The 26,643-nt window shown below is 69.1% G+C and carries 22 protein-coding genes and 1 pseudogene; 19 read left to right on the top strand and 4 right to left on the bottom strand.

All coding sequences use genetic code 11. The annotated features are described in order from the left end of the window. Positions 1 to 2 precede the first annotated feature (2 nt). The 4 genes from C6P64_RS06195 to C6P64_RS06180 all read left to right on the top strand — a co-directional run bounded on the left by C6P64_RS06195 (position 3) and on the right by C6P64_RS06180 (position 5,188). On the top strand, positions 3 to 2,828 hold the full coding sequence (locus C6P64_RS06195; protein ID WP_105747723.1) for an FtsX-like permease family protein: 2,826 nt from the start codon (positions 3 to 5) through the stop codon (positions 2,826 to 2,828). A gap of 6 nt (positions 2,829 to 2,834) precedes the next feature. Continuing rightward, the gene (locus tag C6P64_RS06190) at positions 2,835 to 4,130 is read left to right on the top strand and encodes a lipocalin-like domain-containing protein (protein ID WP_105747722.1); all 1,296 of its coding nucleotides are present in this window, start codon (positions 2,835 to 2,837) and stop codon (positions 4,128 to 4,130) included. A gap of 86 nt (positions 4,131 to 4,216) precedes the next feature. Then, complete coding sequence (locus C6P64_RS06185) at positions 4,217 to 4,408, top strand: hypothetical protein (RefSeq protein ID WP_105747721.1); 192 nt, start codon at positions 4,217 to 4,219, stop codon at positions 4,406 to 4,408. Positions 4,409 to 4,483: 75 nt separating this feature from the next. Then, positions 4,484 to 5,188, top strand: a complete 705-nt coding sequence (locus C6P64_RS06180) for a glutathione S-transferase N-terminal domain-containing protein (protein WP_105747720.1) — start codon at positions 4,484 to 4,486, stop codon at positions 5,186 to 5,188. Between the two features lie 3 nt (positions 5,189 to 5,191). Here C6P64_RS06180 and C6P64_RS06175 read toward each other — a convergent pair whose 3' ends face one another. After that, on the bottom strand, positions 5,192 to 7,612 hold the full coding sequence (locus C6P64_RS06175) for a penicillin-binding protein 1A (protein WP_105747719.1): 2,421 nt from the start codon (positions 7,610 to 7,612) through the stop codon (positions 5,192 to 5,194). A gap of 187 nt (positions 7,613 to 7,799) precedes the next feature. Here C6P64_RS06175 and C6P64_RS06170 point away from each other — a divergent pair, with 187 nt between their 5' ends. After that, positions 7,800 to 9,872, top strand: coding sequence for a putative bifunctional diguanylate cyclase/phosphodiesterase (locus C6P64_RS06170; protein WP_105747718.1), 2,073 nt, complete (start codon positions 7,800 to 7,802; stop codon positions 9,870 to 9,872). 52 nt (positions 9,873 to 9,924) lie between these two features. On the opposite strand, the gene C6P64_RS06165 is transcribed toward C6P64_RS06170, so the two are convergent. Both C6P64_RS06165 and C6P64_RS06160 read right to left on the bottom strand, forming a co-directional pair. Continuing rightward, a complete protein-coding gene (locus C6P64_RS06165) occupies positions 9,925 to 10,968 on the bottom strand; it encodes an AI-2E family transporter (protein WP_211296803.1) in 1,044 nt (347 codons plus the stop codon). Positions 10,969 to 10,973: 5 nt separating this feature from the next. Beyond that, complete coding sequence (locus C6P64_RS06160) at positions 10,974 to 11,579, bottom strand: C40 family peptidase (protein ID WP_245911643.1); 606 nt, start codon at positions 11,577 to 11,579, stop codon at positions 10,974 to 10,976. Positions 11,580 to 11,638: 59 nt separating this feature from the next. On the opposite strand from C6P64_RS06160, the gene clpS reads away from it, so the two are divergent. From clpS to rng, 11 genes are all read left to right on the top strand, one after another. Continuing rightward, entirely contained in the window at positions 11,639 to 11,986 is a 348-nt protein-coding gene (gene clpS / locus C6P64_RS06155; protein ID WP_105747717.1) for an ATP-dependent Clp protease adapter ClpS, read from the top strand. A gap of 79 nt (positions 11,987 to 12,065) precedes the next feature. Further along, a complete protein-coding gene (gene clpA, locus C6P64_RS06150; protein WP_105747716.1) occupies positions 12,066 to 14,411 on the top strand; it encodes an ATP-dependent Clp protease ATP-binding subunit ClpA in 2,346 nt (781 codons plus the stop codon). 33 nt (positions 14,412 to 14,444) lie between these two features. Next, on the top strand, positions 14,445 to 15,902 hold the full coding sequence (gene sbcB / locus C6P64_RS06145) for an exodeoxyribonuclease I (protein WP_105747715.1): 1,458 nt from the start codon (positions 14,445 to 14,447) through the stop codon (positions 15,900 to 15,902). A gap of 50 nt (positions 15,903 to 15,952) precedes the next feature. Then, positions 15,953 to 16,678, top strand: coding sequence for a YebC/PmpR family DNA-binding transcriptional regulator (locus C6P64_RS06140; RefSeq protein WP_105747714.1), 726 nt, complete (start codon positions 15,953 to 15,955; stop codon positions 16,676 to 16,678). 14 nt (positions 16,679 to 16,692) lie between these two features. Next, positions 16,693 to 17,973 (top strand): phosphoribosylamine--glycine ligase, encoded by a 1,281-nt coding sequence (gene purD / locus C6P64_RS06135; protein WP_105747743.1) that lies wholly within the window; start codon positions 16,693 to 16,695, stop codon positions 17,971 to 17,973. Beyond that, a complete protein-coding gene (hemF, locus tag C6P64_RS06130; RefSeq protein WP_105747713.1) occupies positions 17,970 to 18,890 on the top strand; it encodes an oxygen-dependent coproporphyrinogen oxidase in 921 nt (306 codons plus the stop codon). Before purD ends, hemF begins: the two co-directional genes overlap by 4 nt. A 5-nt stretch (positions 18,891 to 18,895) precedes the next feature. Continuing rightward, positions 18,896 to 19,558: a nicotinate (nicotinamide) nucleotide adenylyltransferase gene (gene nadD, locus C6P64_RS06125; protein ID WP_245911642.1), complete on the top strand. Its 663-nt coding sequence runs from the start codon at positions 18,896 to 18,898 to the stop codon at positions 19,556 to 19,558. Further along, positions 19,555 to 20,295, top strand: a complete 741-nt coding sequence (gene rsfS / locus C6P64_RS06120; RefSeq protein ID WP_105747712.1) for a ribosome silencing factor — start codon at positions 19,555 to 19,557, stop codon at positions 20,293 to 20,295. The genes nadD and rsfS overlap by 4 nt, the downstream gene beginning before the upstream one ends. Next, the gene (gene rlmH / locus C6P64_RS06115) at positions 20,292 to 20,759 is read left to right on the top strand and encodes a 23S rRNA (pseudouridine(1915)-N(3))-methyltransferase RlmH (RefSeq protein ID WP_105747711.1); all 468 of its coding nucleotides are present in this window, start codon (positions 20,292 to 20,294) and stop codon (positions 20,757 to 20,759) included. Before rsfS ends, rlmH begins: the two co-directional genes overlap by 4 nt. Then, a complete protein-coding gene (locus C6P64_RS06110; protein ID WP_105747710.1) occupies positions 20,756 to 21,370 on the top strand; it encodes a Maf family protein in 615 nt (204 codons plus the stop codon). Before rlmH ends, C6P64_RS06110 begins: the two co-directional genes overlap by 4 nt. Before the next feature lie 16 nt (positions 21,371 to 21,386). Further along, the gene (gene rng, locus C6P64_RS06105) at positions 21,387 to 22,901 is read left to right on the top strand and encodes a ribonuclease G (RefSeq protein ID WP_105747709.1); all 1,515 of its coding nucleotides are present in this window, start codon (positions 21,387 to 21,389) and stop codon (positions 22,899 to 22,901) included. Positions 22,902 to 22,975: 74 nt separating this feature from the next. Here rng and tnpA read toward each other — a convergent pair. After that, positions 22,976 to 23,239 (bottom strand): annotated as a pseudogene (tnpA, locus tag C6P64_RS06100) (IS200/IS605 family transposase); the annotation flags it as partial. 69 nt (positions 23,240 to 23,308) lie between these two features. Here tnpA and C6P64_RS06095 point away from each other — a divergent pair. From C6P64_RS06095 to pal, 3 genes are all read left to right on the top strand, one after another. Next, a complete protein-coding gene (locus C6P64_RS06095; RefSeq protein WP_105747708.1) occupies positions 23,309 to 24,580 on the top strand; it encodes an RNA-guided endonuclease InsQ/TnpB family protein in 1,272 nt (423 codons plus the stop codon). Between the two features lie 87 nt (positions 24,581 to 24,667). Next, positions 24,668 to 25,987, top strand: coding sequence for a Tol-Pal system beta propeller repeat protein TolB (tolB, locus tag C6P64_RS06090; protein ID WP_105747707.1), 1,320 nt, complete (start codon positions 24,668 to 24,670; stop codon positions 25,985 to 25,987). A 78-nt stretch (positions 25,988 to 26,065) separates the two neighbouring features. Next, on the top strand, positions 26,066 to 26,641 hold the full coding sequence (gene pal, locus C6P64_RS06085; protein WP_105747706.1) for a peptidoglycan-associated lipoprotein Pal: 576 nt from the start codon (positions 26,066 to 26,068) through the stop codon (positions 26,639 to 26,641). Positions 26,642 to 26,643 lie beyond the last annotated feature (2 nt).

Below are 26,643 nucleotides of genomic sequence, written 5' to 3'. Positions count from 1 at the left end.
GGATGCGCTTGTCCACCTATTGGACCCTGCTCAAGACCTTTTCCTGGCAGGAGCTGCGCCTGCACCCCTGGCGCCATGCGATGGCGGTGCTGGCGGTCATGCTCGGGGTCGGGCTGGCGCTGTCGGTGCAATTGATCAACGCCTCGGCGCTGTCCGAGTTCTCGGCCGCGGCCCAGAGCGCCAGCGGCGAGCCCGACGCCCAGCTGCGTGGCCTGGCGGGACGGCTCGACGAGCGCTGGCTCGATCTCGCGCGCGCCCAGCCCGGCGTGCGCGAAGCCAGCCCGGTGCTCGAGCTGCAGACCCAGCTGCTCGATGCCCTGGGCCAGCGCCAGTCCGTGCGCCTGTGGGGGCTGGACGGACTCAGCATGCCGGCGATCCAGCCGGCGCTGGCGCTGCAGCCCGACGCCGGCGTCGACCGGCTGGCCATTTTCGCTGCCGATACCGTGTTTGCCAATCCGGCGGCCTGGCGCGTCATCCATGATGCGGCCCGCAGTGATGGCGCCAGCCGCGCCGCGGAAGACCCCGCTGCGGCGTCCGACCCGGCCCGGCAGGCTCCGGACCAGGCCAATCCCGAGGCCAATGCGATCCTGGTCCAGGTCGGCCTGCAGCGCCAGCGGCTGCGCCTGGCGGGCCGGGTCGCGCAGGGCGGGGCGGCGCTGCTCGCGATGGACGTGGCGGCCTTGCAGGACCTTAGCGGCAACGCCGGCTTCATCAGCCGCATCGACCTGCGCCTCGAGCCCGGCGCCAAGCCCGAGCTGCTGCTGGCCGCGCTGCGCCAGGCTGCCCAGGCCAGCAAGGCCTCGGCTGGGACCCAGTCGCTCGATGGCGGCGAGCTGCTGCTGCACAAGCCCGGCGACGGCGGGGCCCGGCTCGGCCAGCTCTCGCGCGCCTACCGGGTCAACCTGACGGTGCTGGCCCTGGTCGCGCTGTTCACTGGCGCCTTCCTGGTGTTCTCGGTATTGAGCCTGAGCGTGACCCAGCGCCTGCCGGCCTTCGCGCTGCTCGGCGTGCTCGGGCTCGATGCGCGCCAGCGCCAATACCTGGTCTGGGCCGAATCGGTGCTGCTGGGGGCCGTTGGCAGCCTGCTCGGGGTGGCGCTGGGCACGGCGCTGGCCTGGGCCGCACTGCGGCTGCTCGGCGGTGACCTGGGCGGCGGCTATTTCGATGCCATCGCGCCCAGCCTGGACTGGGATCCGCTGGCTGCCGCCGGCTACTGCCTGCTCGGCATCGGCGCCGCCTGGCTCGGCGGCTGGTGGCCGGCGCTCGCGGTGCGCGGCCTGGCACCGGCACAGGCGCTCAAGGGCTGGGCCATGCAGCCCGATGGTCCAGCCGGGCTCGCGGCCTGGTCCGGCCCGGCCCTGCTGCTGCTGGCCTTCGGCCTGTGCTGGCTGCCGCCTATCGATGGCCTGCCACTGGCGGCCTATGTCGCGGTGGCCTGCGGCCTGCTGGGCGGCATCCTGAGCTTGCCGGTGCTGGTCCGGCTGGGCCTGGGCCGGCTCGCGCCCTGGGTCCAGAACCGGCCGCTGGCGCTGCTTGCGCTCGAGCGAGCGCGGCGTTTTCCGCACAGCGCCTCGATCGCGACCAGCGCGGTTGTCGCCAGCCTGGCCCTGTCGGTCGCGCTGACCGTGATGGTCGGCAGCTTCCGCGAGTCGGTCATGCGCTGGCTCGACGGCGTGCTGCCGGCCGAGCTTTACCTGCGCGCGGCCCCGGCCGCCGGCGGTGCCGAGACCGCGCGGCTCACGCCCGAGTTCGTCGCCAATGTCGCTGCCATGCCCGGCGTGAAACGGGTCGAGGGCCTGCGCCTGCGCACGCTGACGCTGGACCCGCGCCGCCCGCCGATCACGCTGATCGCGCGCCCGCTGCGTGCCGCAGGCCATCCAGTCAAGGATCCAGCCCAGGATTCGGCCAGTGCATCGGCCGGCATCTCGGCCGGCATCTCGGCTGGAATGTCGTCTGGCATCTCGTCTGGTGCTGCCGTGCCGCTGCCGCTGGTCGGCCAGACGCTGCCCTGGCCGGCCCAGGCGACAGCGTCCGATCTGGCTGCCGCAGCCAGCGACAGTTCGGCCGCTGCTGCCACCGAGGCGCCGCGCATCGCGGTCTTCGCGAGCGAGGCGATGGCCGAGTTGCACGGCGCCCGCCTCGGGCGCGAGCTCGAATTGCCGGGCCTCGGGCCGACCGGTATCCGCTTTGTCGTCAGCGGCATCTGGCGCGACTATGCGCGCCAGCAGGGCAGCCTGGTGATCGACGCGCAGGATTATGCGCGCCTCACCGATGACCATTCGGTCAACGACCTCGCGATCCATCTCGAGCCCGATGCGCCGGCCAACCTGCGCCAGCGCCTCGAGCGGGCCAGCGGCGGCCTCTACGAGCTGAGTTCGGCGCAGGACATCCGCGCCATCTCGCTCGGCATCTTCGACCGCAGCTTCGCCGTCACCTACTGGCTGCAGGCGGTCGCCATCGGCATGGGCCTGATGGGGGTCTCGGCCAGCTTCAGCGCCCAGGTGCTGGCGCGCCGGCGCGAGTTCGGCCTGCTGCAGCATATCGGCCTGTCCAGGCGCCAGTTGCTGGGCCTGGTCGCGGCCGAGGGCGCGCTCTGGACCCTGCTCGGCGCGGCGGCCGGCCTGCTGCTCGGGCTGGCCGTCAGCGTGGTGCTGGTGCATGTGGTCAATCCGCAGAGCTTCCACTGGACCATGGAGCTGCACCTGCCCTGGGCCCGGCTGCTGGTGCTCGCGCTCTCGGTCGTCGCCGCCGGCACCCTGACCGCCTGGCTCAGCGGCCGGCTCGCCGCCAGTCAGCAGGCGGTGCTGGCCGTCAAGCAGGACAGCTGAACCACCATGAACCCTCCCTTCGATCGCCTGCGTCGCCGCCTGCTGCTGCAGGGCCTGGCCCTGTCCGGCACCGGGGCCTTGCCCGCGCTGCCCGCGCTGGCGGCGCAGTCCTCCCGGGCTGCCCAAGCCGCCCAAGCCGCTCCGGCAGTTCGGGCCGCTCAGGCCGCTCAGGCTGCAGAGGCCGATGCCGGCCGGCTGCTCAAGCCCCGGCCGCTGGTCTTTCCGGCCGACCACGGCAGCCACAACGGCACGCGCACCGAATGGTGGTACCTGACCGGCTGGCTGCGCGACGAGGCGCAGCGCTTGTATGGCTTCCAGGTCACCTTCTTCCGCTCCCGGGTCGATCCGGCGCAGGGTCTGCGCAGCCGGCTGGCGGCGCGCCAGCTGCTGTTCGCCCATGCCGCGCTGACCGATGTCGCCGCGCAGGCGCACTGGCACGACCAGGCCCTGGTGCGCTGGAACGGCGAGCCCACGCAATGGCCCGCCGGGCCGCAGGCGAATCCGGCCCTGCCGGGTGATGCGGGAATCCCGGCCAATCTGGTCATGCCACCCCATGCGGCTGCCAGCGACACCGACGTGCGGCTGCGTGGCTGGAGCTTGCAGCGCCAGCCCGGTGTCGGCCTTGGTGCTGGCGCCTACCGGACCCAGGTCCGCGCGCGCGATTTCGCGCTGGCGCTCGACGCCGCGCCGACCCAGCCGCTGCTGCTGCAGGGCGACCGCGGCTGGTCGCGCAAGGGCCCGAGTCCTGAGCAGGCCAGTCACTACTACAGCCAGCCGCAGCTGCGCGTGAGCGGACAGCTGCAGCGCGCCGGGCGCAGCCTGCCGGTCGGGGGCCTGGCCTGGCTCGACCACGAGTGGAGCGAGGCGCTGCTGCACCCCGATGCCGTCGGCTGGGACTGGATAGGCATGAACCTCGATGATGGTGCCAGCCTGACCGCCTTCCAGCTGCGCCGCGCTGACGGCTCAGCGCTCTGGGCCGGCGGCTCCTACCGTCCAGCACCCGGGCCGACTGGCCGCCAGGTCACGCGCATCTTCCAGCCCGGCGAGGTGCGGTTCGAGCCCGGCCGCCACTGGACCAGCCCGAGCACCGGCACCCGCTATCCGGTCGAATGGCGGATCGCGACCCCGGCCGGCCGCTTCGCGGTCGCGGCGCTGCTCGACGCGCAGGAACTCGACAGCCGCCGCAGCACCGGCGCCGTCTACTGGGAGGGCCTGAGCGAGCTCAAGCCCGCCGACGGCGGGCCGCGCCTGGGCCTGGGCTATCTCGAACTGACCGGCTACGGCGAGCGGCTGGCGCTCTAGCGCGATCGCCTGGCAGGCACTACCATTGCCCCAGCCGGGCTCGGTCATGTCCGCTGCGGACAGGACCCGGCGTCCAGGGAGGCCGTATGCAAGACTGGTCAGACGACATCGACGATGTTTCCGACGAGAACCCGGAAAACTACGACCTGCGCGGCCGCTTCAAGCCGCACCAGCGGGCGCAGATCGAGCATTCGCAGATCGCGCACGAGAAATTCGACGACGAGCTGCGGCCGCGCCATGGCTGGTCGCCGCCGGCAGGACCCAAGATCCAGCGCTGACGGGTTTTCGCGCCTGAGTCATGGTCTTGGAGCCCGGCCGCTGTAGCAAGGCGGCCAGCTGTGTACGATGTGCTCATGAACGACCTCAGCGCCTTCCCCATCACCCGCAAATGGCCGGCTCGCCATCCCGACTGGCTCCAGCTCTACTCGCTGCCCACGCCCAACGGCGTCAAGGTCTCGATCCTGCTCGAGGAGCTCGGCCTGCCCTACGAGGCCCATCGGGTCAGCTTCGAGACCCGCGACCAGTTCTCGCCCGAGTTCCTGTCGCTGAACCCGAACAACAAGATTCCGGCCATCCTGGACCCGAGCGGTCCCGGCGGCCAGCCGCTGGCGCTGTGGGAGTCGGGCGCGATCCTGATCTACCTGGCCGAGAAGAGCGGCCGCTTCCTGCCGCAGGACCCGGCTGCTCGCTTCGAGACCCTGCAATGGCTGATGTTCCAGATGGGCGGCATCGGCCCGATGTTCGGCCAGGTCGGCTTCTTTCACCTGTACGGTGGCAAGGATTTCGAGGACAAGCGCCCGCGCGACCGCTATGTCGCCGAATCGGCGCGCCTGCTCGGCGTGCTCGACCAGCGGCTCCAGGGCCGCGACTGGATCATGGGCGACCAGTACACGATTGCCGACATCGCGATCCTGCCCTGGGTGCGCAACCTGGTCGAGCATTACGGTGCCGGCGAGCTGGTCGACTACCCGCGCTTTGCCCAGGTCCAGCGCGTGCTGTCGGCCTGGCTGCAGCGCCCGGCGGTCCAGCGCGGCCTGAACATGCCGCCGCGCGGCTGAACCTCAAGGCGAGGCTGGCGCCGCTGCCGGTTCGTTCGACAGGATCTGGTCGATCTTCTCTTGCAGCGGGTCCGGCTGGGCCGACTCCGGCGGCAGGATGACTTCCTCGGCCGGCGGCAGCTCCGGCACCGGCTCGGGCAGGGCGTCGCGCACCGGCACTTCGCTCGACGGCGTCCGGGCCGGCTTGCGACCCCCTCCCAGCCACTCGTCCCACAGCGCGCCCAGCTCCTTCCAGATCCCGCCCCACTGGCCTTGCAGCCAGTCGGTCGCGCCGCGCCAGAGCCGGCCCAGCCAGTTGCCGCTGTCGGGCTCCTCGAAGCGCGCGCGCGGGTCGGCGATGCGCGCGCGCAGCGCCCGCGAGGTCAGCTCGCCGACCATGGGCAGCGCGCTGTGCGCGCCCTGGCCCCAGTGCTCGCTGCGCAGCGTGATGCGGCTGTCGTTGAAGCCGACCCAGGCCCCCGCGACCAGCTGCGGGTGCATCAGGATGAACCAGCCGTCGGCATAGTCCTGGGTGGTGCCGGTCTTGCCCGCCACATCGGCGCGGATGCCGTACTGGCTGCGGATCGCGCGTCCGGTGCCGCGGTCGACCACGCCGCGCATCAGGTCGTACAGCTCCCAGGCGGTGCGTGGTTTCAGCACGGCCTCCGGGGTAGCCGGCTCGAATGCCTCCAGCAGCTTGCCGTCGCGGTCCTCGATCCGGGTGATCATGACCGGCTCGACATAGTCGCCGCCATTGGCGATGGTGCCGTAGGCGCTCACCATCTCCTTCAAGGTGACCGGGCTGGTCCCGAGCGCGAGCGAAGGCACGGCTTCCAGCTTGCTCTGGCGCACCCCCATCGCGCGCGCGAGCTTGGCCACCTTGGCCGGGCCGACCTCCTGCATCAGCTCGGCCGTGATGGTGTTCTTCGAGTAGGCCAGGGCCTCGCGCAGGCTCAGCTCGCGCCCGCTCGGCGGGCCGCCGTCGCGCGGGCGCCAGATCTCGCCGTGGCCGACGTCGATCTCGACCTCGCGGTCCGGCCGTCTGTCGTCCGGGCTGAGCCCGGAGCGCAGCGCCTCGCCATAGACAAAGGGCTTGAAGGTCGAGCCGGGCTGGCGCCTGGCCTGCTGCACATGGTCGAAGGCGTCCTGCTCGTAGCCGCGGCTGCCGACCCAGGCCAGCACATGGCCGTTCCTGGGGTCGAGCGCCAGCAGGCCGGCTTGCACCCGGGTCTTCTGCTCGCGCAGCCGCTCCATCAGGGGCCAGTCGGCCTGCAGTTTCTTCAGTGCCTGCGCCTCGTCCAGCCCTTGCGCGCGCGCGGCCTGGTAGTCGGGCGTGGCGCGCAGGATCTCGCGCACCGTCGGGTCCTGCACGTTCCAGCCGCGGCGCCAGGCTGCGTCCGCCACCGACTGCAGCCGCGTGCCCTGGCGCGCCACCGCCTGGTTGGCCGCCGCCTGCAGCCGCGCGTCCAGCGTCGTGTGCACCACCAGCCCATCGGCGTACAGGTTGTAGCCCCGGCGGTCGGCCCAGCCGATCAGCCAGCGCCGCAGCTGCTGCGCGAAATGCGGCGCCGGCCCGAGCGACTCGCTCTGGCGCTCGAACTCCAGCCGCAGCGGCCTTTGCTTGAGCGCGGCGTACCGCTCCGGGCTCAGCTTGCCGCGCTTGACCATCTGCGCCAGCACGGTGTTGCGCCGCTGCAGCGCCCGCTCGGGGTTGAGCACCGGGTTGTAGTAGCTGTTGCCCTTGAGCATGCCGACCAGCGTCGCGCCCTGCAGCAGGTCGAGCCCGTCGGCCGAGCGGTCGAAATAGGTCCGCGCCGCCATCTCGATGCCGTAGGCGTTGTAGAGGAAGGGCACGGTGTTGAGGTAGGTCTCCAGGATCTCGTCCTTCGAGTACACCGCCTCGATCTTGAGCGCCGTGATCGCCTCCTTGAGCTTGCGCGTCAGCGTCGGCGCGCGGCCGATCTCCTCCGGATACAGGTTGCGCGCGAGCTGCTGCGTCAGCGTCGAGCCGCCCTGGCGGTCGCCGCCCAGGGTATGCAGCGCCGACGACGCCGTGCGCCGCCAGTCGAGCCCGAAATGCTCGCGAAACCGGTGGTCCTCGGTCGCGATCAGCGCGTCGATCACATGCGGCGCGACGTCCTTGAGCTCGACCCAGACCCGGTTCGAGCGCTTGAACTCGGTCAGCTTTCTGCCGTCGGCGCTCATGATCTGCGCCGGCTGCTCGGTCGCGGCCTTGCGGATGTCGCTGATCGCCGGCGTGAACGGGATCAGCAGCAGGGCGTAGAGCAGCAGCAGCGCTGGCAGCGCGGCCAGCGCCAGCAAGGCGCCACGCCAGCCCAGCCGCCGCGCCAAGCGGACAGCAGCCGCCCACCAGCCCTGGCAGGCTGGCGCGAAGCGGGAGTAGAGGCCGCGCAAGGCGGCTGCGATCTGGGGCAAAGGGTTCATGTCGGACGGGCGGCGCAAGGCCGGCGAAACGCTGCCGGCAGCGCCGATCGTAAACGCTGGGCCATTTGCCCCCTTTCGTCTGCTACCGAGGCCATGGGAGATTTACCCCCTGTTACAGGACATCGAAGTCATATAGCATGGCTGAAAACCAGAAAGATCCTTGTCTTGTTGTCACCCAGGCCAGCCCATGCGTCATCGTGCTGATTTCCGCCAGCTGTTCGAGCTCCAGCCGGTGCCGAGCTGGCTGCTCGACGACAGCGGCCGCACGCTGCTGGCCAACGCCCAGGCGCGGGCCTTGCTCGCCGGCATCGATCCCAGGGTCGATCTGCCGCCAGACCCCTGGCAGCTGCTCAGCCTGCTGTCGCCCAAGGACCGCGTGCGCTTGCGTGGCGCCCTGTCCGAGACCGGTCCGCCAGTCCCGGTCCGGCTCGACGAGCTCTGGCTCGAGGGACCCGGCCATGGCCGCTTGCCTCTCGATGCCCTGGTCCGGCGCTTCGACCCGGGCCGCAGCGGCGCCCATCGCGGCCCAGGCGTGCTGCTGCAGCTGCTTGAGCGCCAGGCCCCGCCCAGCCTGGAGCTGCCGCGCGACCCGCTGATGAGCGAGACCGTCTTCCTCAACAGCAACGACGCCATCGTCGTGACCGACGCGCAGGGCCGGCTGCGCCGCGTCAACCCGGCCTTCGAGCGCCTGACCGGCTTCTCTATCGACAGCTGGCAGGGCCGCTTCGCCGAGCTGCTGCAGCCGGCCCGGGCGGGCGAGGGCGAGCTCGAGCCGACCATCCTTGCCGTCCTCGGCCGTGAGGGCCGCTGGAGCGGCGAGGCGCGGCTGCGTACCGCCGATGCCAGCGAGCGCCTGGTCCGGCTCAGCCTGACCGCGCTGGCCGATGCCGACGGCTGCGCCCAGGGCTATATGGCGATCATCGGCGACCTGACCGAGTCGCGCCGCGCCAGCGACGAGATCCTGCGCCTGGCCACCACCGACAGCCTGACCGGACTGCCCAACCGCGCGTTGTTCCAGGACCGGCTCAACCAGTCGGTGCTGCTGGCGCAGCGCGAACAGCAGACCTTCGCGCTGCTGTTCGCCGATCTTGACCATTTCAAGGAGGTCAACGACACCCTGGGCCACGCCGTCGGCGACCAGCTGCTGATCGTGATCGGGCGCCGCCTGCGCGAGGCCGTGCGCGACATGGACACGGTCGCGCGCCTGGGCGGCGACGAATTCGTCATGCTGCTGCCCAATATCAGCCGTTCCCATGCGCTCGACCTGGCCGAGCGCCTGGTCAGCCAGCTCAACGAGCCGATCGCGCTCGAGGGCATGCCCGACTACCGGGCCCAGGTCTCGGTCGGGCTGGTCATGTTTCCCGACGATGGCGACAGCGCCGAGGCCTTGCTGCGCCATGCCGACCAGGCCATGTATGCCGCCAAGCGGGCCGGGCGCAACCAGCTCCAGGCCTACACGCCCGAGCTCGGGCAGCACATGCGCCAGACCTTCAGCCAGCACCAGGAACTGCGCGCGGCGATCGAGCTGGGCCAGCTCGAGGTGCACTGGCAACCCAAGTTCCGGCTTTCCGACATGGCCGTCATCGGTGCCGAGGCCCTGCTGCGCTGGCGTCACCCGCGCCTGGGCCTGCTGTGCTGCTGCGACTTCCTGCGCGTGGCCGAGCAGCATCAGCTGCTGGCGACCATCGACAGCTGGGTGCTGCGCACCACCTTGCAGCAGCTGGAAACCTGGGCCGGCCAGGGCCGCTGGCCCGCGGACTGGAAGCTCGCGCTCAACCAGAGCGCCTCCGACCTGCGGCAGCCGCACTGGCTCGAGCAACTGCAGCAACTGCTCGAGCGGCCGGGGCTGAACCCGGCCTGGCTCGAGCTCGAGCTGCCCGAGGCCGCCTGGTCCCATCCCGCGCCCGAGCTGCAAGAGCGCCTGCGCCAGTGCCGCGAGCTCGGGGTCTCGCTGCTGATCGATGATTTCGGCACCGGCTATGCCAGCTTGTCCTGCCTGCGCCAGCTGCCCGTCAGCGGCGTCAAGATCGATGCCTGCTTCGTCCAGGGCATGGAACAGTACGAGAGCGACCGCGTGCTGGTCGAGATCCTGTGCCAGCTGGTGCGCCGCCTCGGGCTCGGACTGCTGGCCGAAGGCATAGAAACCGAAGCCCAGCGCGAGCTGCTGCTGCAGATGGGCTGTCCCCACGGGCAGGGCTATCTGCTCAGTCCCGCGCTGCCGGCGGCCGAATTCGCGAGCCGCTTCCTGCCGCCGGCCTGATCGGCCCCGATTACCTGCCGCGTGCCGGGCCAGCGGCCGGGGCGGCGATCCTTCAGTCCTGGCTCGCGCTCCACTCGTTGAGCAGCCGGAAGCCCACCGCCAGCAGCGCCGGCCCCAGGAAGGCACCGATCACGCCAAAGGCCAGCACCCCGCCCAGCACGCCCAGGAAGACGACCGCGAACGGCAGCTTGGCGCCGCGGCTGATGATGAAGGGCTTGATGAAGTTGTCGACCGTGCTGACGACGAAGAAGCCCCAGCTTGCCATGAACACCGCCCACATCGGGTCGCCCTGCTGGAACAGCCAGAACGCGGCGCCGCCCCACACCAGCGGCGGCCCGACCGGCACCACCGACAGCAGGAAGGTCGCCGCGCCCAGCAGTACCGCGCCCGGCACGCCGGCAATTGCCAGCCCGATCGAGGCCAGCACCCCTTGTGCCAGCGCCGTGCCCAGCACGCCATAGATCACGCCGCTGACCGTGCCGCGCGTGAGCTCGAGCAGATAGACCGCCCGCGCCCCGCTGAGCCGCTCGAGCGCGAACTGCACCCGGCGCGCCAGCGACTCGCCGTGCAGGTAGAGGAAGAAGGCCAGGAACACCGACAGCGCGACATCGATCACCCCGCGCCCGGCCATCCGGCCCGCGCCGAGCGCGAAGTCCTGCGCCGGCTCGGCCAGCTTGGTCAATTCCTCGAGCAGGCGGTCGCCGTTGTGCGCGAACTGCAACCAGTAATTCAGCAGCGCGCCGCCCACCAGCGGCAACTTGCCCAGCCAGCTCGGCGCATCGGGCAGGCCCTCGCGCACCAGGTCGCCGATCGAACGGCCCAGCTCGGCGATGTTGTCCGACAGCGCCACCGACAGCGTGACCACCGGCATCAGCACCACCAGCGTCACCAGCAAGGTCATCAGGCTTGCCGAGAGCGCACGCCGCCCGCCCAGCAGCCGGTCCAGCCGGTAGAAGGCGCCCCAGCTGCTCGAGACCAGGATCGCTGCCCAGGCCAGCGAAGTCAGGAAGGGCCAGAGCACGAACAGGCAGCCCACTCCGAGCAGGGTCAGCGACAAGACGGCCAGGACGCGATCGGCGATACGAGGAGTCATCATTGCGGCTAATCTAGCATGGTCTTGGCACCCTCGAAGCGGGCCGCGTAGTAGCGGTCGCTCAGCCGGTCCATGCGCACGCCGCTGCGCTCGTTGGCCGCATGCACGAACTTGCCCTGGCCCACATAGACCCCGACATGCGAGTTCGGCTGGCCCAGGGTGTTGAAGAACAGCAGGTCGCCGGCCTGCAGCGCGCCCGCCTGCACCGGACGCGACAGGCGCGACAGCGCAGCGGCGTTGCCGCTCAGGTCCAGCCCGGCCGCCTCGCGAAACACATGGACCACCAGGCCCGAGCAATCAAAGCCGCTGTCCGGGCCGCGTCCGCCCCAGCGGTAACGCTGGTCGATCAGCGACATCGCGTACAGCGCCACGTCGCGGCCGCGCTCGACCGCCTGCTCCGAGCGCTGCAGCACTGGCCTGTCCTGCGATGCTGGCGGTCGGGTCGTGCCGCAGCCCTGCAGCAGCAGCGCCAGCCCGGCCGCGCCGATCAGGCAGGCCCAGCAGCGCGGCTTCGGGGTCGGAAAAACATTCGGGTTCATCATCTCATGGCAGGCGGACAGCGGCGGATGCGCCGATTTTGCGGTGCCGCGATCGATGCGGTCAATCGCCCTCATGGACAGGACAAGCGAGGCTGCTGTCACACAGGTGCAACGCTGCCGCTAGAATCATTTTCATGGCCACCACACCCCAGAATCCCGACCACAAGCCGCCCGTGCCCTCCGACGGGGCCGCGGTAGTGCTCGAGCGCAAGACCCAGCGCGTCGAGCCGCCCAAGATGTACCAGGTCGTGCTGCTCAACGACGATTTCACACCGATGGAGTTCGTCGTGCTGGTGCTGCAGGAATACTTCAACAAGGACCGCGAGACCGCGACCCAGATCATGCTCAAGATCCACCTCGAGGGGCGTGGCGTCTGCGGGGTCTTCACCCATGACCTGGCCACCACCAAGGTCGAGCAGGTGCTGCAGGCCGCGCGCCATCACGGCCATCCCTTGCAATGTCTGGCAGAACCCGTTGAATAAGCCGGGTCAAGCCCCCAAGTGTCGCAGCATCCGCTTGCAAAACGCGATAAATTAGAGACACGTTTAAAGGAAGTGCCACATGATTGCCCAGGAACTTGAAGTCAGCTTGCACATGGCCTTCGTCGAGGCGAGGCAGCAAAGGCACGAATTCATCACGGTCGAGCACCTGCTGCTGGCCCTGCTCGACAACCCCAGCGCCGCCGAGGTGCTGCGCGCCTGCGCGGCCAACATCGACGACCTGCGCCAGGCCCTGACCACCTTCATCAAGGACAACACGCCCCAGGTCGCCGGCACCGAGGAGGTCGACACCCAGCCCACGCTGGGCTTCCAGCGCGTGATCCAGCGCGCCATCATGCATGTCCAGTCCACCGGCAACGGCAAGAAGGAAGTCACCGGCGCCAACGTGCTGGTCGCGATCTTCGGCGAGAAGGACTCGCACGCGGTCTACTACCTGCACCAGCAGGGCGTCACCCGGCTCGATGTCGTCAACTTCATCGCGCACGGCATCAAGAAGAGCGACAGCCCCGAGCAAGGCGCCAAGCCGGCCGAGAGCAGCTCCGCCGCCGAGAACGAGGAGCAGGGCGCCGAGGCCAAGGGCAACGAGAAGGCCAGCCCGCTCGAGCAGTTCACGCTCAACCTGAACCAGGCCGCCAAGGACGGCAAGATCGATCCGCTGATCGGCCGCGAGTTCGAGGTCGAGCGCGTGATCCAGATCCTGTGCCGCCGGCGCAAGAACAACCCGCTGCTCGTCGGCGAGGCCGGCGTCGGCAAGACCGCGATCGCCGAAGGCCTGGCCTGGCGCATCGTGCAGAAGGACGTACCCGAGGTGCTGGCCGAGGCGGTCGTGTATTCGCTCGACATGGGCGCCTTGCTCGCCGGCACCAAGTACCGCGGCGACTTCGAGCAGCGCCTCAAGGGCGTGCTCAAGACGCTGAAGGACAAGCCCAACGCGGTGCTGTTCATCGACGAGATCCACACCCTGATCGGCGCTGGCGCTGCCTCCGGCGGCACGCTGGATGCGTCCAACCTGCTCAAGCCCGCGCTCTCGAGCGGCGCGCTCAAGTGCATCGGTGCCACCACCTTCACCGAATACCGCGGCATCTTCGAGAAGGACGCCGCCTTGAGTCGCCGCTTCCAGAAGGTCGACGTGGTCGAGCCCACCGTGGCGCAGACGATCGACATCCTCAAGGGCCTGAAGTCGCGCTTCGAGGAGCACCACAACGTCAAGTACGCTGCCGCCGCGCTGCAGGCCGCTGCCGAGCTCAGCGCCAAGTACATCAGCGACCGCCACCTGCCCGACAAGGCGATCGACGTGATCGACGAGGCCGGTGCCGCCCAGCGCATCATGCTGCCGTCCAAGCGCAAGAAGACCATCGGCAAGAGCGAGATCGAGGAGATCGTCGCCAAGATCGCGCGCATCCCGCCGGCCAACGTCTCGAGCGACGACCGCGGCAAGCTTGCCACGCTCGAGCGCGACCTCAAGTCGGTCGTGTTCGGCCAGGACAAGGCGCTCGAGGCACTGTCCTCCTCGGTCAAGATGTCGCGCGCCGGCCTGGGCAAGGTCGACAAGCCGATCGGCAGCTTCCTGTTCTCGGGCCCGACCGGCGTCGGCAAGACCGAGGCCGCCAAGCAGCTGGCCTACATCCTGGGCATCGAGCTGATCCGCTTCGACATGTCCGAGTACATGGAGCAGCATGCGGTCAGCCGCCTGATCGGCGCGCCTCCGGGCTATGTCGGCTTCGACCAGGGCGGCCTGCTGACCGAGGCCATCACCAAGAAGCCGCATTGCGTGCTGCTGCTCGACGAGATCGAGAAGGCGCACCCGGCGATCTTCAACGTGCTGCTGCAGGTGATGGACCATGGCACACTGACCGACAACAACGGGCGCAAGGCCGACTTCCGCAACGTCATCATCGTCATGACGACCAACGCGGGCGCCGAGACCATGAACAAGTCCGCCATCGGCTTCACCAACCCGCGCCAGGCCGGCGACGAGATGGCCGACATCAAGCGCCTGTTCACGCCCGAGTTCCGCAACCGGCTCGACGCCATCGTCAGCTTCAAGCCGCTCGACGAGCAGATCATCCTGCGCGTGGTCGACAAGTTCCTGCTCCAGCTCGAGCACCAGCTCGCCGAGAAGAAGGTCGAGGTCACCTTCACCGACGCGCTGCGCCAGCACCTGGCCAAGAAGGGCTTCGATCCGCTGATGGGCGCGCGCCCGATGCAGCGCCTGATCCAGGACATGATCCGGCGCGCGCTGGCCGACGAGCTGCTGTTCGGTCGCCTGACCGACGGCGGTCGCCTGACGGTGGACATCGACCTGGCCGACGCCGACAAGCCCGAGGTCAAGCTCGACATCCAGCCGCTGCCCAAGAAGGAAAAGCACGCCAAGGCCGAGCCCGAGGAAGCTGCGGCGGCCGACTGATCAGGCCCGCATATAGGTTCTAATACGCTCACGATGAGCGTATTAACCTTCCTCTGGCTCGACTACGAGACCTTCGGCATCAGCCCGCGGCGCGACCGGCCGGCCCAGTTCGCAGCCATCCGCACCGACGCCGAACTCAACGAGATCGGCGCGCCGCTGATGCTCTACTGCCGCCCGGCGCCCGACTACTTGCCCGCGCCCGAGAGCTGCCTGGTCACCGGCATCACGCCCCAGCTCTGCCTGGAGCAGGGCCTGCCCGAGCATGAATTCGCCACCCGGCTCGAGGCCGAGCTGGCCCGGCCCGGCACCGTCGGCGTCGGCTACAACTCGATCCGCTTCGACGACGAATTCACCCGCTTCCTGTTCTGGCGCAACCTGATCGATCCCTACGCGCGCGAATGGCAGAACCAGTGCGGCCGCTGGGACCTGATGGACGTGCTGCGCTTGTGCCATGCGCTGCGCCCCGAGGGCATCGCTTGGCCCAGGAAGCCCGACGGCAAGCCCAGCTTCAGGCTCGAGGACCTGACCCGCGCCAACGGCATCGCGCACGAGGCCGCGCATGACGCGCTGTCCGACGTGCGAGCCACCCTGGCGCTGGCGCGCCTGCTGCGCGCCAAGCAGCCGCGGCTGTTCGACTTCGCGCTCGGCTTGCGCCAGAAGAAGCGCGTGCTCGACGAGCTTGGCCTGCCCGCGCTGCCGGCCGATGCCAAGCCCTTCCTGCATGTCTCGGGCATGTTCTCGCCCGAGCGCGGCTGCCTGGCGCTGATGTGGCCGCTGGCCATGCACCCGAACAACCGCAACGAGCTGCTGGCCTGGGACCTGGCGCAGGACCCGCGCGTGCTGCTCGAGCTCAGCGCCGAGCAGTTGCGCCAGCGCCTGTTCACGCCGCAGGACCAGCTGCCCGAAGGCGTGCGCCGGCTGCCGCTCAAGAGCGTGCACCTGAACCAGTCGCCGATGGTGGTGGCCAACCTGCGTACGCTCAAGCCCGAGCTGGCCGCAAAGTGGGGCATCGACCTCGAGCGCGGGCTGCAGCATGCCGAGCTCGCGCGCGCCATGCCCGACCTCAGCGGGCGCTGGAGCGAGGTGTTCGCCCGGCCCGAATCGGCCAGCCCGGTCGATGTCGACCAGGACCTCTACGGCAGCTTCATCAGCGACGCCGACCGCAGCCGGCTGGCCCGATTGCGCGGCTGCGACCCGACGGACCCGGCCTGGCGCGAGGCCGGCTTCGATGACCCGCGCCTGCCCGAGCTGGTGTTCCGCTACCGCGCGCGCAACTTCCCCGAAACGCTGGCGCCCGAGGAAGTCCAGCGCTGGCAGGCCCATTGCCAGGCCCGGCTGCTGCATGGCGCGGGTGGGGTGCTCAGCAGCGAGGCGCTGCTCGCGCGGCTGGACCAGTTGCAGGAGGCCGCCGCCGAGCGCGAGGACGAGCGCGCCGAGGCCATCCTGTCCGCGCTCTACGACTACGCCGATTCGATCACGCCCGAGGCCTGAAAAAGTACAATCCCCGGCTTCGTACAGCATTTCCATTACACGAGGTTTTCATGGCAGGGCATTCCAAGTGGGCCAACATCCAGCACCGCAAGGGGCGGCAGGATGAAAAGCGCGGCAAGATCTGGACGCGCATCATCCGCGAAATCACGGTCGCCGCGCGCGCCGGTGGCCCCGACCTGAGTGCCAACCCGCGCCTGCGCCTGGCGGTGGACAAGGCCAAGGCCGCCAACATGCCTGCCGACCGCGTCAAGTACAACATCGACAAGGCCTCTGGCGCGCTCGAAGGCATCAACTACGAGGAAATCCGCTACGAAGGCTACGGCATCGGCGGCGCGGCCATCATCGTCGACACCATGACCGACAACCGCGTGCGCACCGTGGCCGAAGTGCGCCACGCCTTCTCCAAGCATGGCGGCAACCTGGGCACCGAAGGCTCGGTGGCCTTCCAGTTCAAGCATTGCGGCCAGCTGGTCTTCGCCCCCGGCACCTCCGAGGACCAGGTGATGGAAATCGCGCTCGAGGCTGGCGCCGATGACGTGATCAGCGACGACGACGGCGCGATCGAGGTGCTGACCTCGCCGGCCGAGTTCGAGGCGGTCAAGAACGCGCTCGAGGCCGCCGGCCTGACGCCCGAACTGGCCGAAGTCACCATGCGCGCCGACAACCAGATCGAACTCAGCGGCGACGATGCCGCCCGCATGCAGAAGCTGCTCGACGCGATCGAGGACCTCGACGACGTGCAGAACGTGTTCCACAACGCAGAAATCAACGAATGAGCGCGGACAACAAGATGAAGGTACTGGTCATCGGTGGCGGCGGGCGCGAGCACGCGCTGGCCTGGAAACTGAAGCAATCCCCGCGCGTCGAACAGGTGTTCGTGGCGCCGGGCAATGGCGGCACCGCGCTCGATGCGGGCCTCACCAACCTGGCCGTGACGGATGTCGTCGCGTTGCGCGAATGGGCGCAGGCCAACGGCATCGCGCTGACCGTGGTCGGCCCCGAGGCCCCGCTGGCCGCTGGCGTGGTCGACGAATTCCGCGCTCATGGCCTGCGCATCTTCGGCCCGACCCAGGCCGCCGCCCAGTTGGAAAGCTCCAAGGCGTTCTCGAAGGCCTTCATGGCCCGCCATGGCATCCCGACCGCGGCCTACGAGACCTTCAGCGATCCGGTCCAGGCCCATGCCTATGTCGACCAGGTCGGCGCGCCGATCGTGGTCAAGGCCGACGGCCTGGCCGCCGGCAAGGGCGTGGTCGTGGCCATGAGCCTGGCCGAGGCGCACGAGGCGATCGACTTCATGCTGGTCGACAACACCCTGGGCGTGACGCACAACGAAGGCGGCGCCCGCGTCGTGATCGAGTCCTTCCTGCAGGGCGAGGAAGCCAGCTTCATCGTGCTGTGCGATGGCAAGAACGTCACCGCGCTGGCCACCAGCCAGGACCACAAGCGCCTGCTCGATGCCGACCAGGGTCCCAACACCGGCGGCATGGGCGCCTATTCGCCGGCGCCGGTCGTCACCCCCGAGGTGCACCAGCGCGCGATGGAGCAGATCATCCTGCCGACCATCCGCGGCATGGAAGCCGACGGCATCCCCTTCACCGGCTTCCTCTACGCCGGCCTGATGATCGCGCCCGATGGCTCGGTCAAGACGCTCGAGTTCAACTGCCGCATGGGCGACCCCGAGACCCAGCCCATCATGATGCGCCTGCAGTCCGACCTGGCCGAAGTGCTGCTGGCCGCGACCGAACAGCGCCTGGACCAGGTCAGCCTGGAATGGGACGAACGCTGTGCGCTCGGCGTAGTGCTGGCCGCTGCCGGCTATCCCATGAACCCGCGCAAGGGCGACGTCATCAGCGCGCTGCCCGTGGACAGCGACGATGCCGTCGTCTTCCACGCCGGCACCACGATGAAGGACGGCCAGGTCGTGACCTCGGGCGGACGCGTGCTGTGCGCGACCGCGCTGGGCCAGGGCGTGGCCGACGCGCAGCGCCGCGCCTACGAGCTGGTCGCTGGCGTGGCCTTCGACGGCATGCAGTTCCGCCGCGACATCGGCTACCGGGCCATCGCCAAATGAGCCAGTCGCAGGCGCAGATCATGCGTGACTACCTGCTCGGCTTGCAGCAGCGCATCACCTGGGCGATTGCCGAGATCGACGGCAAGGCCTTCCAGTCCGACGGCTGGCAAAAAGCCCCGGGCGAGCCGCTGCAGGGCCAGGGCGTGACGCAGATCCTCGAGGGCGGCAATGTCTTCGAGCGCGCCGGCTGCGGCTTCTCCCATGTGTCGGGTGCCAGCCTGCCGCCGTCCGCGACCCAGCACCGGCCCGAGCTCGCCGGGGCCCCGTTCGAGGCCATGGGCGTGTCGCTGGTGTTCCACCCGCGCAACCCCTATGTGCCGACCGTGCACATGAACGTGCGCATGATCAGCGCCACCCCGGTCGGCGGCGGCGAGCCGGTGGCCTGGTTCGGCGGCGGCATGGACCTCACGCCCTACTACGGCTTCGAGGAGGACGCGGTCCATTTCCACCGCACCTGCCGCGACGCGCTCGCGCCCTTCGGCGCCGACAAGTACCCGCGCTTCAAGGCCTGGTGCGACGACTACTTCTTCCTCAAGCACCGCAACGAGCAGCGCGGTATCGGCGGCGTGTTCTTCGATGACTTCTCCGAGCTTGGCTTCGAGGGCGGCTCGGCCATGACGCGCGCGGTCGGCGACGCCTTCCTGCATGCCTACCTGCCGATCGTCGAGCGGCGCAAGGGCCTGGACTACGGCGAGCGCGAACGCCAGTTCCAGCTCTACCGGCGCGGGCGCTACGTCGAATTCAACCTGGTCTGGGACCGCGGCACCCATTTCGGCCTGCAGTCGGGTGGCCGCACCGAATCGATCCTGCTGTCGATGCCGCCGCTGGTGCGCTGGTCCTACCAGGAACAGCCCATCCCCGGCAGCCCCGAAGCGCGCCTGTACAGCGACTTCCTGCCGCGCCGGGACTGGGTGTGAGCGACTTGACTGCATCCCGCCCGCCGCAGTCCGAGCCAGCCGGCTTGCGCATCGGCATGTTCGGCGGCGCCTTCGACCCGCCGCACTGGGCGCATCGCGCCCTGGCCGAGACCGCCTTGAAGCAGCTCGGCCTCGACCGGATGCATATCCTGCCGACCGGCCAGGCCTGGCACAAGACCCGGGTCCTGATACCGGCCGAACACCGGGTCGCGATGTGCGAACGTGCCTTTGCCGGACTGCCCAATGTCCTGGTCGATCAGCGCGAGATCCGGCGCGACGGCCCGTCCTACACGGCCGACACCCTGGCCGAGTTGGCGGCCGAATACCCGGGTGCCCAGTTGTTCCTGGTGCTCGGTGCCGACCAGCTGCTTGCATTCAAGACTTGGGTTCGCTGGCAGGAAGTGTTACAGTGCGCGACCCTGGCGGTGGCCAACCGGGGCGTCAACATCGGCGCCGAGGCCGTCTCCGACAGCCAGGTCGAGCAGGACTTGAGCGGGGTGGACATTCCCTTCATCCGGCTCGACATGCCCTTGCACAACCTGAGCGCCACCGCCGTGCGTGCGCAGGTGCACGGCAAGAGCCGCCGCTATCCCGACCTGGACGTGCTGGTGCCCGAGGGCGTCGCGCGCTATATTTCCGAACATCACTTATACCGACACGCCACATGAGCGAAACCGCCGACAAGAAAAAGATCCAGAAACTCCAGCGCGCCATCGTCGACGGCCTCGAGGACGTCAAGGCCCTGGATATCCAGGTCTTCAACACCGAGGGCCTGTCGCCGCTGTTCGAGCGCGTGATCGTCGCCAGCGGCAGCACCAACCGCCAGACCCGCGCGCTCGCCGCCAGCGTGCGCGATGCCGTGCGTGAAGCCGGCTTCGAGAAGCCGCGCACCGAAGGCGAGGAAAACGGCGAATGGATCATCGTTGACTGCGGCCAGGCCGTGGTCCACGTGATGCAGCCGACCATCCGCCAGTACTACCGCCTGGAAGACCTGTGGGGCGACGTGCCGGTGCGCCTGAAGAGCAGCGAAGCCCGCGGCAAGGCCGCGCGCGCCGCCGCCGAGAAGGCCAATGCCGCCTCGGCGCGCAAGGCCGGCCTCAAGGGCGCTGCCGATGCCGCAGCGGCCGATGCCGCCAAGGCCGTCTCGCCGGCCGAAGCCGCCAAGAAGGCGACCCGCGCCGCGCGCAAGTCGGCCGACAGCGCCGCTGCCGCCACCGACGAGCCCAAGAAGGCACCGGCCCGCAAGGTCGCCAAGACGGTCAAGACCGCTGGCGGCTCGGCCGCTCCTGCCGCCAAGAAGGCCCCGGCGCGCAAGGCCGCGGCCAAGAAGGTGCAGGTCGTCAAGGTCGGCGAGCCGGTCAAGAAGCCTGCTGCTAAGCGCGCAGCCGCTCCCAAGAAGGCATGAAGCTCGTGATCGTCGCGGTCGGGCAGCGCATGCCCGACTGGGCCCAGACCGCCTACGACGATTTCGCCAAGCGCTTTCCGCCCGACTGCCGGGTCGAGATCAAGACCGTCAAGACCGAGCCGCGCGGCTCCAAGACGCTCGAGACCCTCTACGCCGCCGAGCGCGCGCGCATCGAGGCCGCGATCCCGAAGGGCGCGCGCATCGTCGTGCTCGACGAGCGCGGCAGCCAGCTGACCACGGTCGCGCTGGCGCGCCAGCTGAAAAGCTGGCAGCTCGAGGGCGACGATGTCGCGCTGGTGATCGGCGGCCCCGACGGGCTCGATCCCGAGTTCAAGGCCAAGGCGCAGATGCGCATCCGCCTGTCCGACATGACCCTGCCCCATGCCTTCGCGCGCGTGCTGCTGATCGAGCAGCTCTACCGCGCCTGGTCGATCAACGCCAACCACCCCTACCACCGCGAATGAGCACCGAAGCGCCCTGGCTCTACCTCGCCTCCCAGAGCCCGCGCCGGCGCCAGCTGCTCGAGCAGTGGGGCCTGCGCTGCGAACTGCTGCTGCCCGACCCGCACGAGGACGCCGAAGGCCTCGAGGTCGTGCGCCCGAACGAAGCCCCGGCGACCTATGTCAGGCGCGTGACCCGGCTCAAGCTCGAGCACGCCGTCGCGCGACTGCAGCGGCGCGGCCTGCCCGCCGGTCCTGTGCTGTGCGCCGACACCACGGTGGCCCTGGGGCGCCAGATCCTGGGCAAGCCCGAATCGCCCGATCATGCCGTGCAGATCTTGCGCCAGCTCTCGGGCCAGAAGCACCAGGTGCTGACCGCGGTCGCCTTGCATCACCAGGGCCGCATCCACCAGGCCCTGAGCCGCTCGACGGTGCAGTTCTCCGCGCTGACCGAGGCGCAGATCGCGCATTACGTCGCCAGCGGCGAACCGATGGGCAAGGCCGGCGCCTACGGCATCCAGGGCCTGGCCGGCTTGCTGATCGCGCGCATATCGGGCAGCTACACCGGCATCATGGGACTGCCGGCCTTCGAGACCGCCCAGCTGCTGGCCGAAGCCGGCCTGCCCATCACCTAAGAGGCGCATTCCATCCATGGCACAGGACATACTCATCAACTGGTCGCCGCAGGAGACCCGGGTCGCCGTGGTCGAGCAGGGCGCGGTGCAGGACGTGCTGGTCGAACGCACGCTCGAGCGAGGCCTGGTCGGCAATGTCTACCTCGGCAAGGTCTCGCGCGTGCTGCCCGGCATGCAGTCGGCCTTCATCGACATCGGGCTCGACCGCGCCGCCTTCCTGCATGTGGCCGACCTGATGCCCAACATCAACGCGCGCCATGCCGGCAAGGACAAGCCCCCGGCCCAGGCCTCGGCCAGCGCGGGCGCCGCCTTGCCGGGCGCCGACGCCGCGCTGCCGATCGAGCGCCAGATCTTCGAGGGCCAGTCGCTGATGGTCCAGGTGCTGAAGGACCCGATCGGCACCAAGGGCGCGCGCCTGACCGCGCAGATCAGCATCGCCGGCCGGCTGCTGGTCTTCCTGCCGCAGGACAAGCATGTCGGCGTGTCGCAGAAGATCCCGTTCGCCCAGCGCGAGGCCTTGCGCCAGCGCCTGGTCGCGCTGACCGAGGAGGGCGGCGGCGGCTTCATCCTGCGCACCAATGCCGAGGACGCCTCGGACGAGGAACTGGCCGAGGACATCGCCTACCTGCGCAAGACCTGGGCCCACATCAAGAACGGCGCCACAAGACTGCCGCCGGCCTCGCTGCTGTACCAGGACCTGACCCTGCTGCAGCGCGTGCTGCGCGACCTGGCCAGCGCCCAGACCCAATCGATCCGGGTCGACTCGCGCGAGCAGTTCGCCCTGCTCGAGGCCTTCGCGCGCGAGTACATGCCGAGCACCCAGGACCGGCTGCAGCTCTACACCGGCGAGCGCCCGATCTTCGACCTGCACCAGATCGACGAGGACATCGCGCGTGCGCTGAGCCGCCGGGTCGAACTCAAGTCGGGCGGCTACCTGGTGATCGACCAGACCGAGGCGCTGACCACGGTCGACGTCAACACCGGCGGCTATGTCGGGGCGCGCAACTTCGACGACACGGTGTTCCGCACCAACCTCGAGGCGGCGCAGGCGATCGCGCGCCAGCTGCGGCTGCGCAACCTGGGCGGCATCATCATCGTCGACTTCATCGACATGGTGCGCGAGGACCACCGCGAGGCCGTGCTGAGCGAATTCCGCAAGCAGATCGCGCGCGACCGCGTCAAGACCATGGTCGGCGGCTTCTCGCAGCTGGGACTGGTCGAGATGACGCGCAAGCGCACGCGCGAATCGCTGGCCCAGATGCTGACCGAGACCTGCCCGGCCTGCGAGGGCAAGGGCCGGGTCAAGACCCCGCGCAGCGTCTGCTACGACATCCTGCGCGAGATCCTGCGCGAGGCGCGCGCCTTCAACCCGCGCGAATTCCGCATCGTCGCCTCGTCCCAGGTGGTCGAACTCTTCCTCGACGAGGAAAGCGCCCACCTCGCCGGCCTGTCCGACTTCATCGGCAAGCCGATCTCGCTGCAGGCCGAAGGCTCGATGACCCAGGAGCAGTACGACATCGTGCTGCTTTGATCGAGATGCGCGTCAAACCCTATCCTTTAGGGCGGCGAAGGAAAGCGCGGACGCCGAAGGTGTCCTTGGGGCGATCAGTGCGGCGTCTGCTGTTGCTCGATGCACTGTCGTATGACGGCGATGGGTGTACCGCCGCAGCTACCGACGATATAGTAGGGAGATCACAGTGCATCACCCCACAACTTCTTGCGGATGGTCGGGTAGTTTTTCTTGCGGATCGTGCGGCTGGAAACGCCCTTGAGGCTCTTCGCCAGTGAGGATACAGCTACCTTGGGCGGGTAGTTCGCCAGCAGGTGGACATGGTCGTCCTCGCCGTCGAACTCGATCAGACATGCATCAGGAATACGCAGTGTCTCCCGCGTCGAAGATCGCTTCCTTGGCTCATAGGCCAAACTATAATGGAGACTATGCGACGCCTCCAGGCATTCAAGTACGAACTGCGCCCGAACGGCGAGCAGGCGCGGCAGATGCGCCGCTTCGCCGGGGCGTGCCGGTTTGTGTTTAACCAGGCGCTGGCGTTGCAGAAGGCCAATCACGAGGCCGGCGGCCAGTTCATCGGCTATGTGGCGATGGCCAAGCACCTGACCGCGTGGCGCAATGGCAGCGAGACGCCGTGGCTCAAGGATGCACCCGTACACCCGTTGCAACACGCGCTCAAGAACTTGGATCGGGCGTACCAGAACTTCTTTGCGCAGCGCATGGCCTTCCCGCGCTTCAAGAAGAAGGGCAAGCGCGAGAGCTTTCGCTACCCCGATCCGAAACAGATCAAGCTCGATCGAGCCAATGGCCGCCTCTTTCTGCCCAAGCTCGGCTGGCTGCGTTACCGCGACAGCCGCGAGGTGCTCGGGACAGTGAAGAACGCCACTGTGTCCTGCATTGGCGGCAAATGGTTCGTGTCGATCCAGACCGAGCGCGAAGTCGAGCCGCCTGTGCCAGCATCGAGCAGCGCCATTGGCATCGACGTAGGGATTGCCCGCTTCGCCACGATGAGCGACGGCAGCTACCTGGCGCCGCTCAACAGCTTCAGGAAGCACGAGGCGCGCTTGCGCCGCTACCAGCGGGCCATGAGCCGCAAGGTGAAATTCAGCAGCAACTGGAAGAAGGCCAAGGCCCGAATCCAGCGTCTCCATGTCCGCATCGGCAACGTCCGCCGCGACTACCTGCACCAGGCTACGAGCGCCATCAGCCAGAACCACGCGATGGTGTGCATCGAGGACTTGCAGGTCAGGAACATGTCGAAGTCGGCGGTCGGCAGCAGCGAGCAGCCGGGCAAGAACGTCCGGGCCAAGTCGGGGTTGAACAAGGTCATCCTCGACCAGGGCTGGTTCGAGTTTCGTCGCCAGCTCGACTACAAGCTGGCCTGGAACGGGGGGCTGCTGATTGCCGTGCCGCCACAGAACACGAGCCGGACCTGTCCCGCCTGCGGCCATGTGTCGGCGTACAACAGGCGCACGCAAGCGAAATTCGCATGCGTGGCATGCGGTTACGAGGAAAACGCCGATGTGGTCGGCGCGATGAACATACTGGCGCGGGGACACCGCGTTGCAGCCTGTGGAGAGGCAGTCAGTCAAGCCCGGCCCGCGAGGGCCAGGCGTGCCGCCTCGGTGAAGCAGGAACCCACCGAAGCGACGGAGTCAGGCGCCATGCCCCTCCGCGCCGTAGGAATCCCCTGCCTTTAGGCAGGGGAGGATGTCAAACCATTCCGGGCGGTGCCCTGGCGCACCCGCTAAACCCTCCACGACGCAGTCCATCCCCCAAGCCGCAGCATGATGAAGATTTCGGGCCCTGACGACCATTCCCCGGCCTCGGGCCGACGCCGCAGCCTGCTGACCCTGGCCGGCGCCGGACTGCTAGTCGCTCCGCTCGCGCCCGCCTGGGCCCAGTTCCGGGTCGAAGTCAGCGGTGTCGGCGCCAAGCAGATCCCGGTCGCGATCGCGCCGTTCCAGGGCGCCACGCCCGCGAACGCCGACGTGCCAGCCGTCATCCGCGCCGACCTCGAGCGCAGCGGCCTGTTCCGCCTGATCGCGGCCCAGGGCGGCGCGCTCGACGAGAACTCGCGCCCCGACCTCGGCCCCTGGCGCGAACGCGCCGACGCGTTGCTCACCGGCAGCGTGATCCGGCTCGCCAACGGCCAGTTCGACGTGCGCTTCAGGCTCTGGGACACGCTGAAAGCCCAGGACCTCGGCGGCTTGAGCTTTCCGGTCGCCGCCGCCGACCTGCGCCTGGCCGCGCACAAGGTCGCCGACTATGTCTACGAGAAGCTCACCGGCCTCAAGGGCGTGTTCTCGACCCGCATCGCCTATGTCTCCAAGAGCGGCGCGCGCTACAGCCTGTGGGTCGCCGACGCCGACGGCGAAGGCGCGCAGGCCGCGCTGACCAGCAACGAACCGATCATCTCGCCGGCCTGGTCGCCCAACGGCGCCCAGCTGGCCTATGTCTCGTTCGAGGCGCGCAAGCCCGTCATCTACGTGCACGACATCGCCAACGGCCACCGCCGCCCGGTCGCCACCTGGCGCGGCTCCAACTCGGCGCCGGCCTGGTCGCCCGACGGCAGCCGCATGCTCGCCACCCTGACCCTGTCGGGCAACTCCCAGGTGCACGAGATCAGCCCCAACGGCGGCGGCAACCCGCGTCGCCTGACCCAGACCGGCGGCATCGACACCGAGGCCGTGTTCAGTCCCGACGCCGCCAGCATCTATTTCGTCAGCGACCGCGGCGGCTCGCCGCAGATCTACCGCATGCCCGCGCGCGGCGGCAACGCCGAGCGCGTCACCTTCAACGGCAGCTACAACATCTCGCCCGCCATCAGCCCCGACGGCCGCTGGCTGGCCTATATCACGCGCGTTGGCGGCGCCTTCAAGCTGCAAGTGATGGAACTCAGTAGCGGTAATATCGCATCTGTCACAGATACCAGCGATGATGAGCGTCCCACGTTCGCGCCCAACAGCCGCCTGATCATGTACGCCACCAAGGTCGGCGGCCGCGAGGCCCTGATGACCACCACCCTGGACGGCCAGATCAAGACCCGGCTGGCCAGCGTGCCCGGCGACATCCGGGAACCGAACTGGGGCCCGTTTCCACGCTGACTTTCACGCTGATTTTCTTGCTGATCGTCAGCGCTCGTAGCCATCTCTCGTCAACAACAACTCATCCACCACAAGCCGATGCAAGTCTCCAACGCCTTTGAATCCCAAGCCCGCCGCCTGACCCGCCTGGCTGCCGTCGCCACCCTGAGCGCTGTGCTCGCCGCCTGCGGCTCCAGCGTCAAGCTCGAAGACGCGGCCCCGGTCGCCGACCGCAGCAGCTCCAGCCTGGCTGGCGGCAACGGCGGCGCTGGCGCCAACGGCCTCGGCCAGCGTGGCATCTCCGGCGTGCAGGCCGACGGCTTCAAGGCCGGCCAGGCCCCGGCCAACGTCGAGCGCGTGGTCTACTTCGACTTCGACAGCTACGCCGTGCGCCCCGAATTCAGCGGCCTGATCGACGCCCACGCCAAGTTCCTCAACGGCAACAGCCAGCGCCGCGTCAACCTCGAAGGCCACACCGACGAGCGCGGCGGCCGCGAATACAACCTGGCCCTGGGCCAGAAGCGCGCCGAAGCCGTGCGCCGCGCGCTGGCCGTCTCGGGCGTGTCCGACAGCCAGATGGAAGCAGTCAGCTTCGGCAAGGAAAAGCCGGCCGCCCAGGGCAGCAACGAGGAAGCCTGGGCGCAGAACCGCCGCGTCGAACTGACCTACCGCTGATC

The sequence above is a fragment of the Malikia granosa genome, from assembly GCF_002980595.1.
GTDB classification, from domain to species: Bacteria; Pseudomonadota; Gammaproteobacteria; order Burkholderiales; family Burkholderiaceae_C; genus Malikia; species Malikia granosa.
This window is presented reverse-complemented; position numbering and strand designations above follow the sequence as displayed.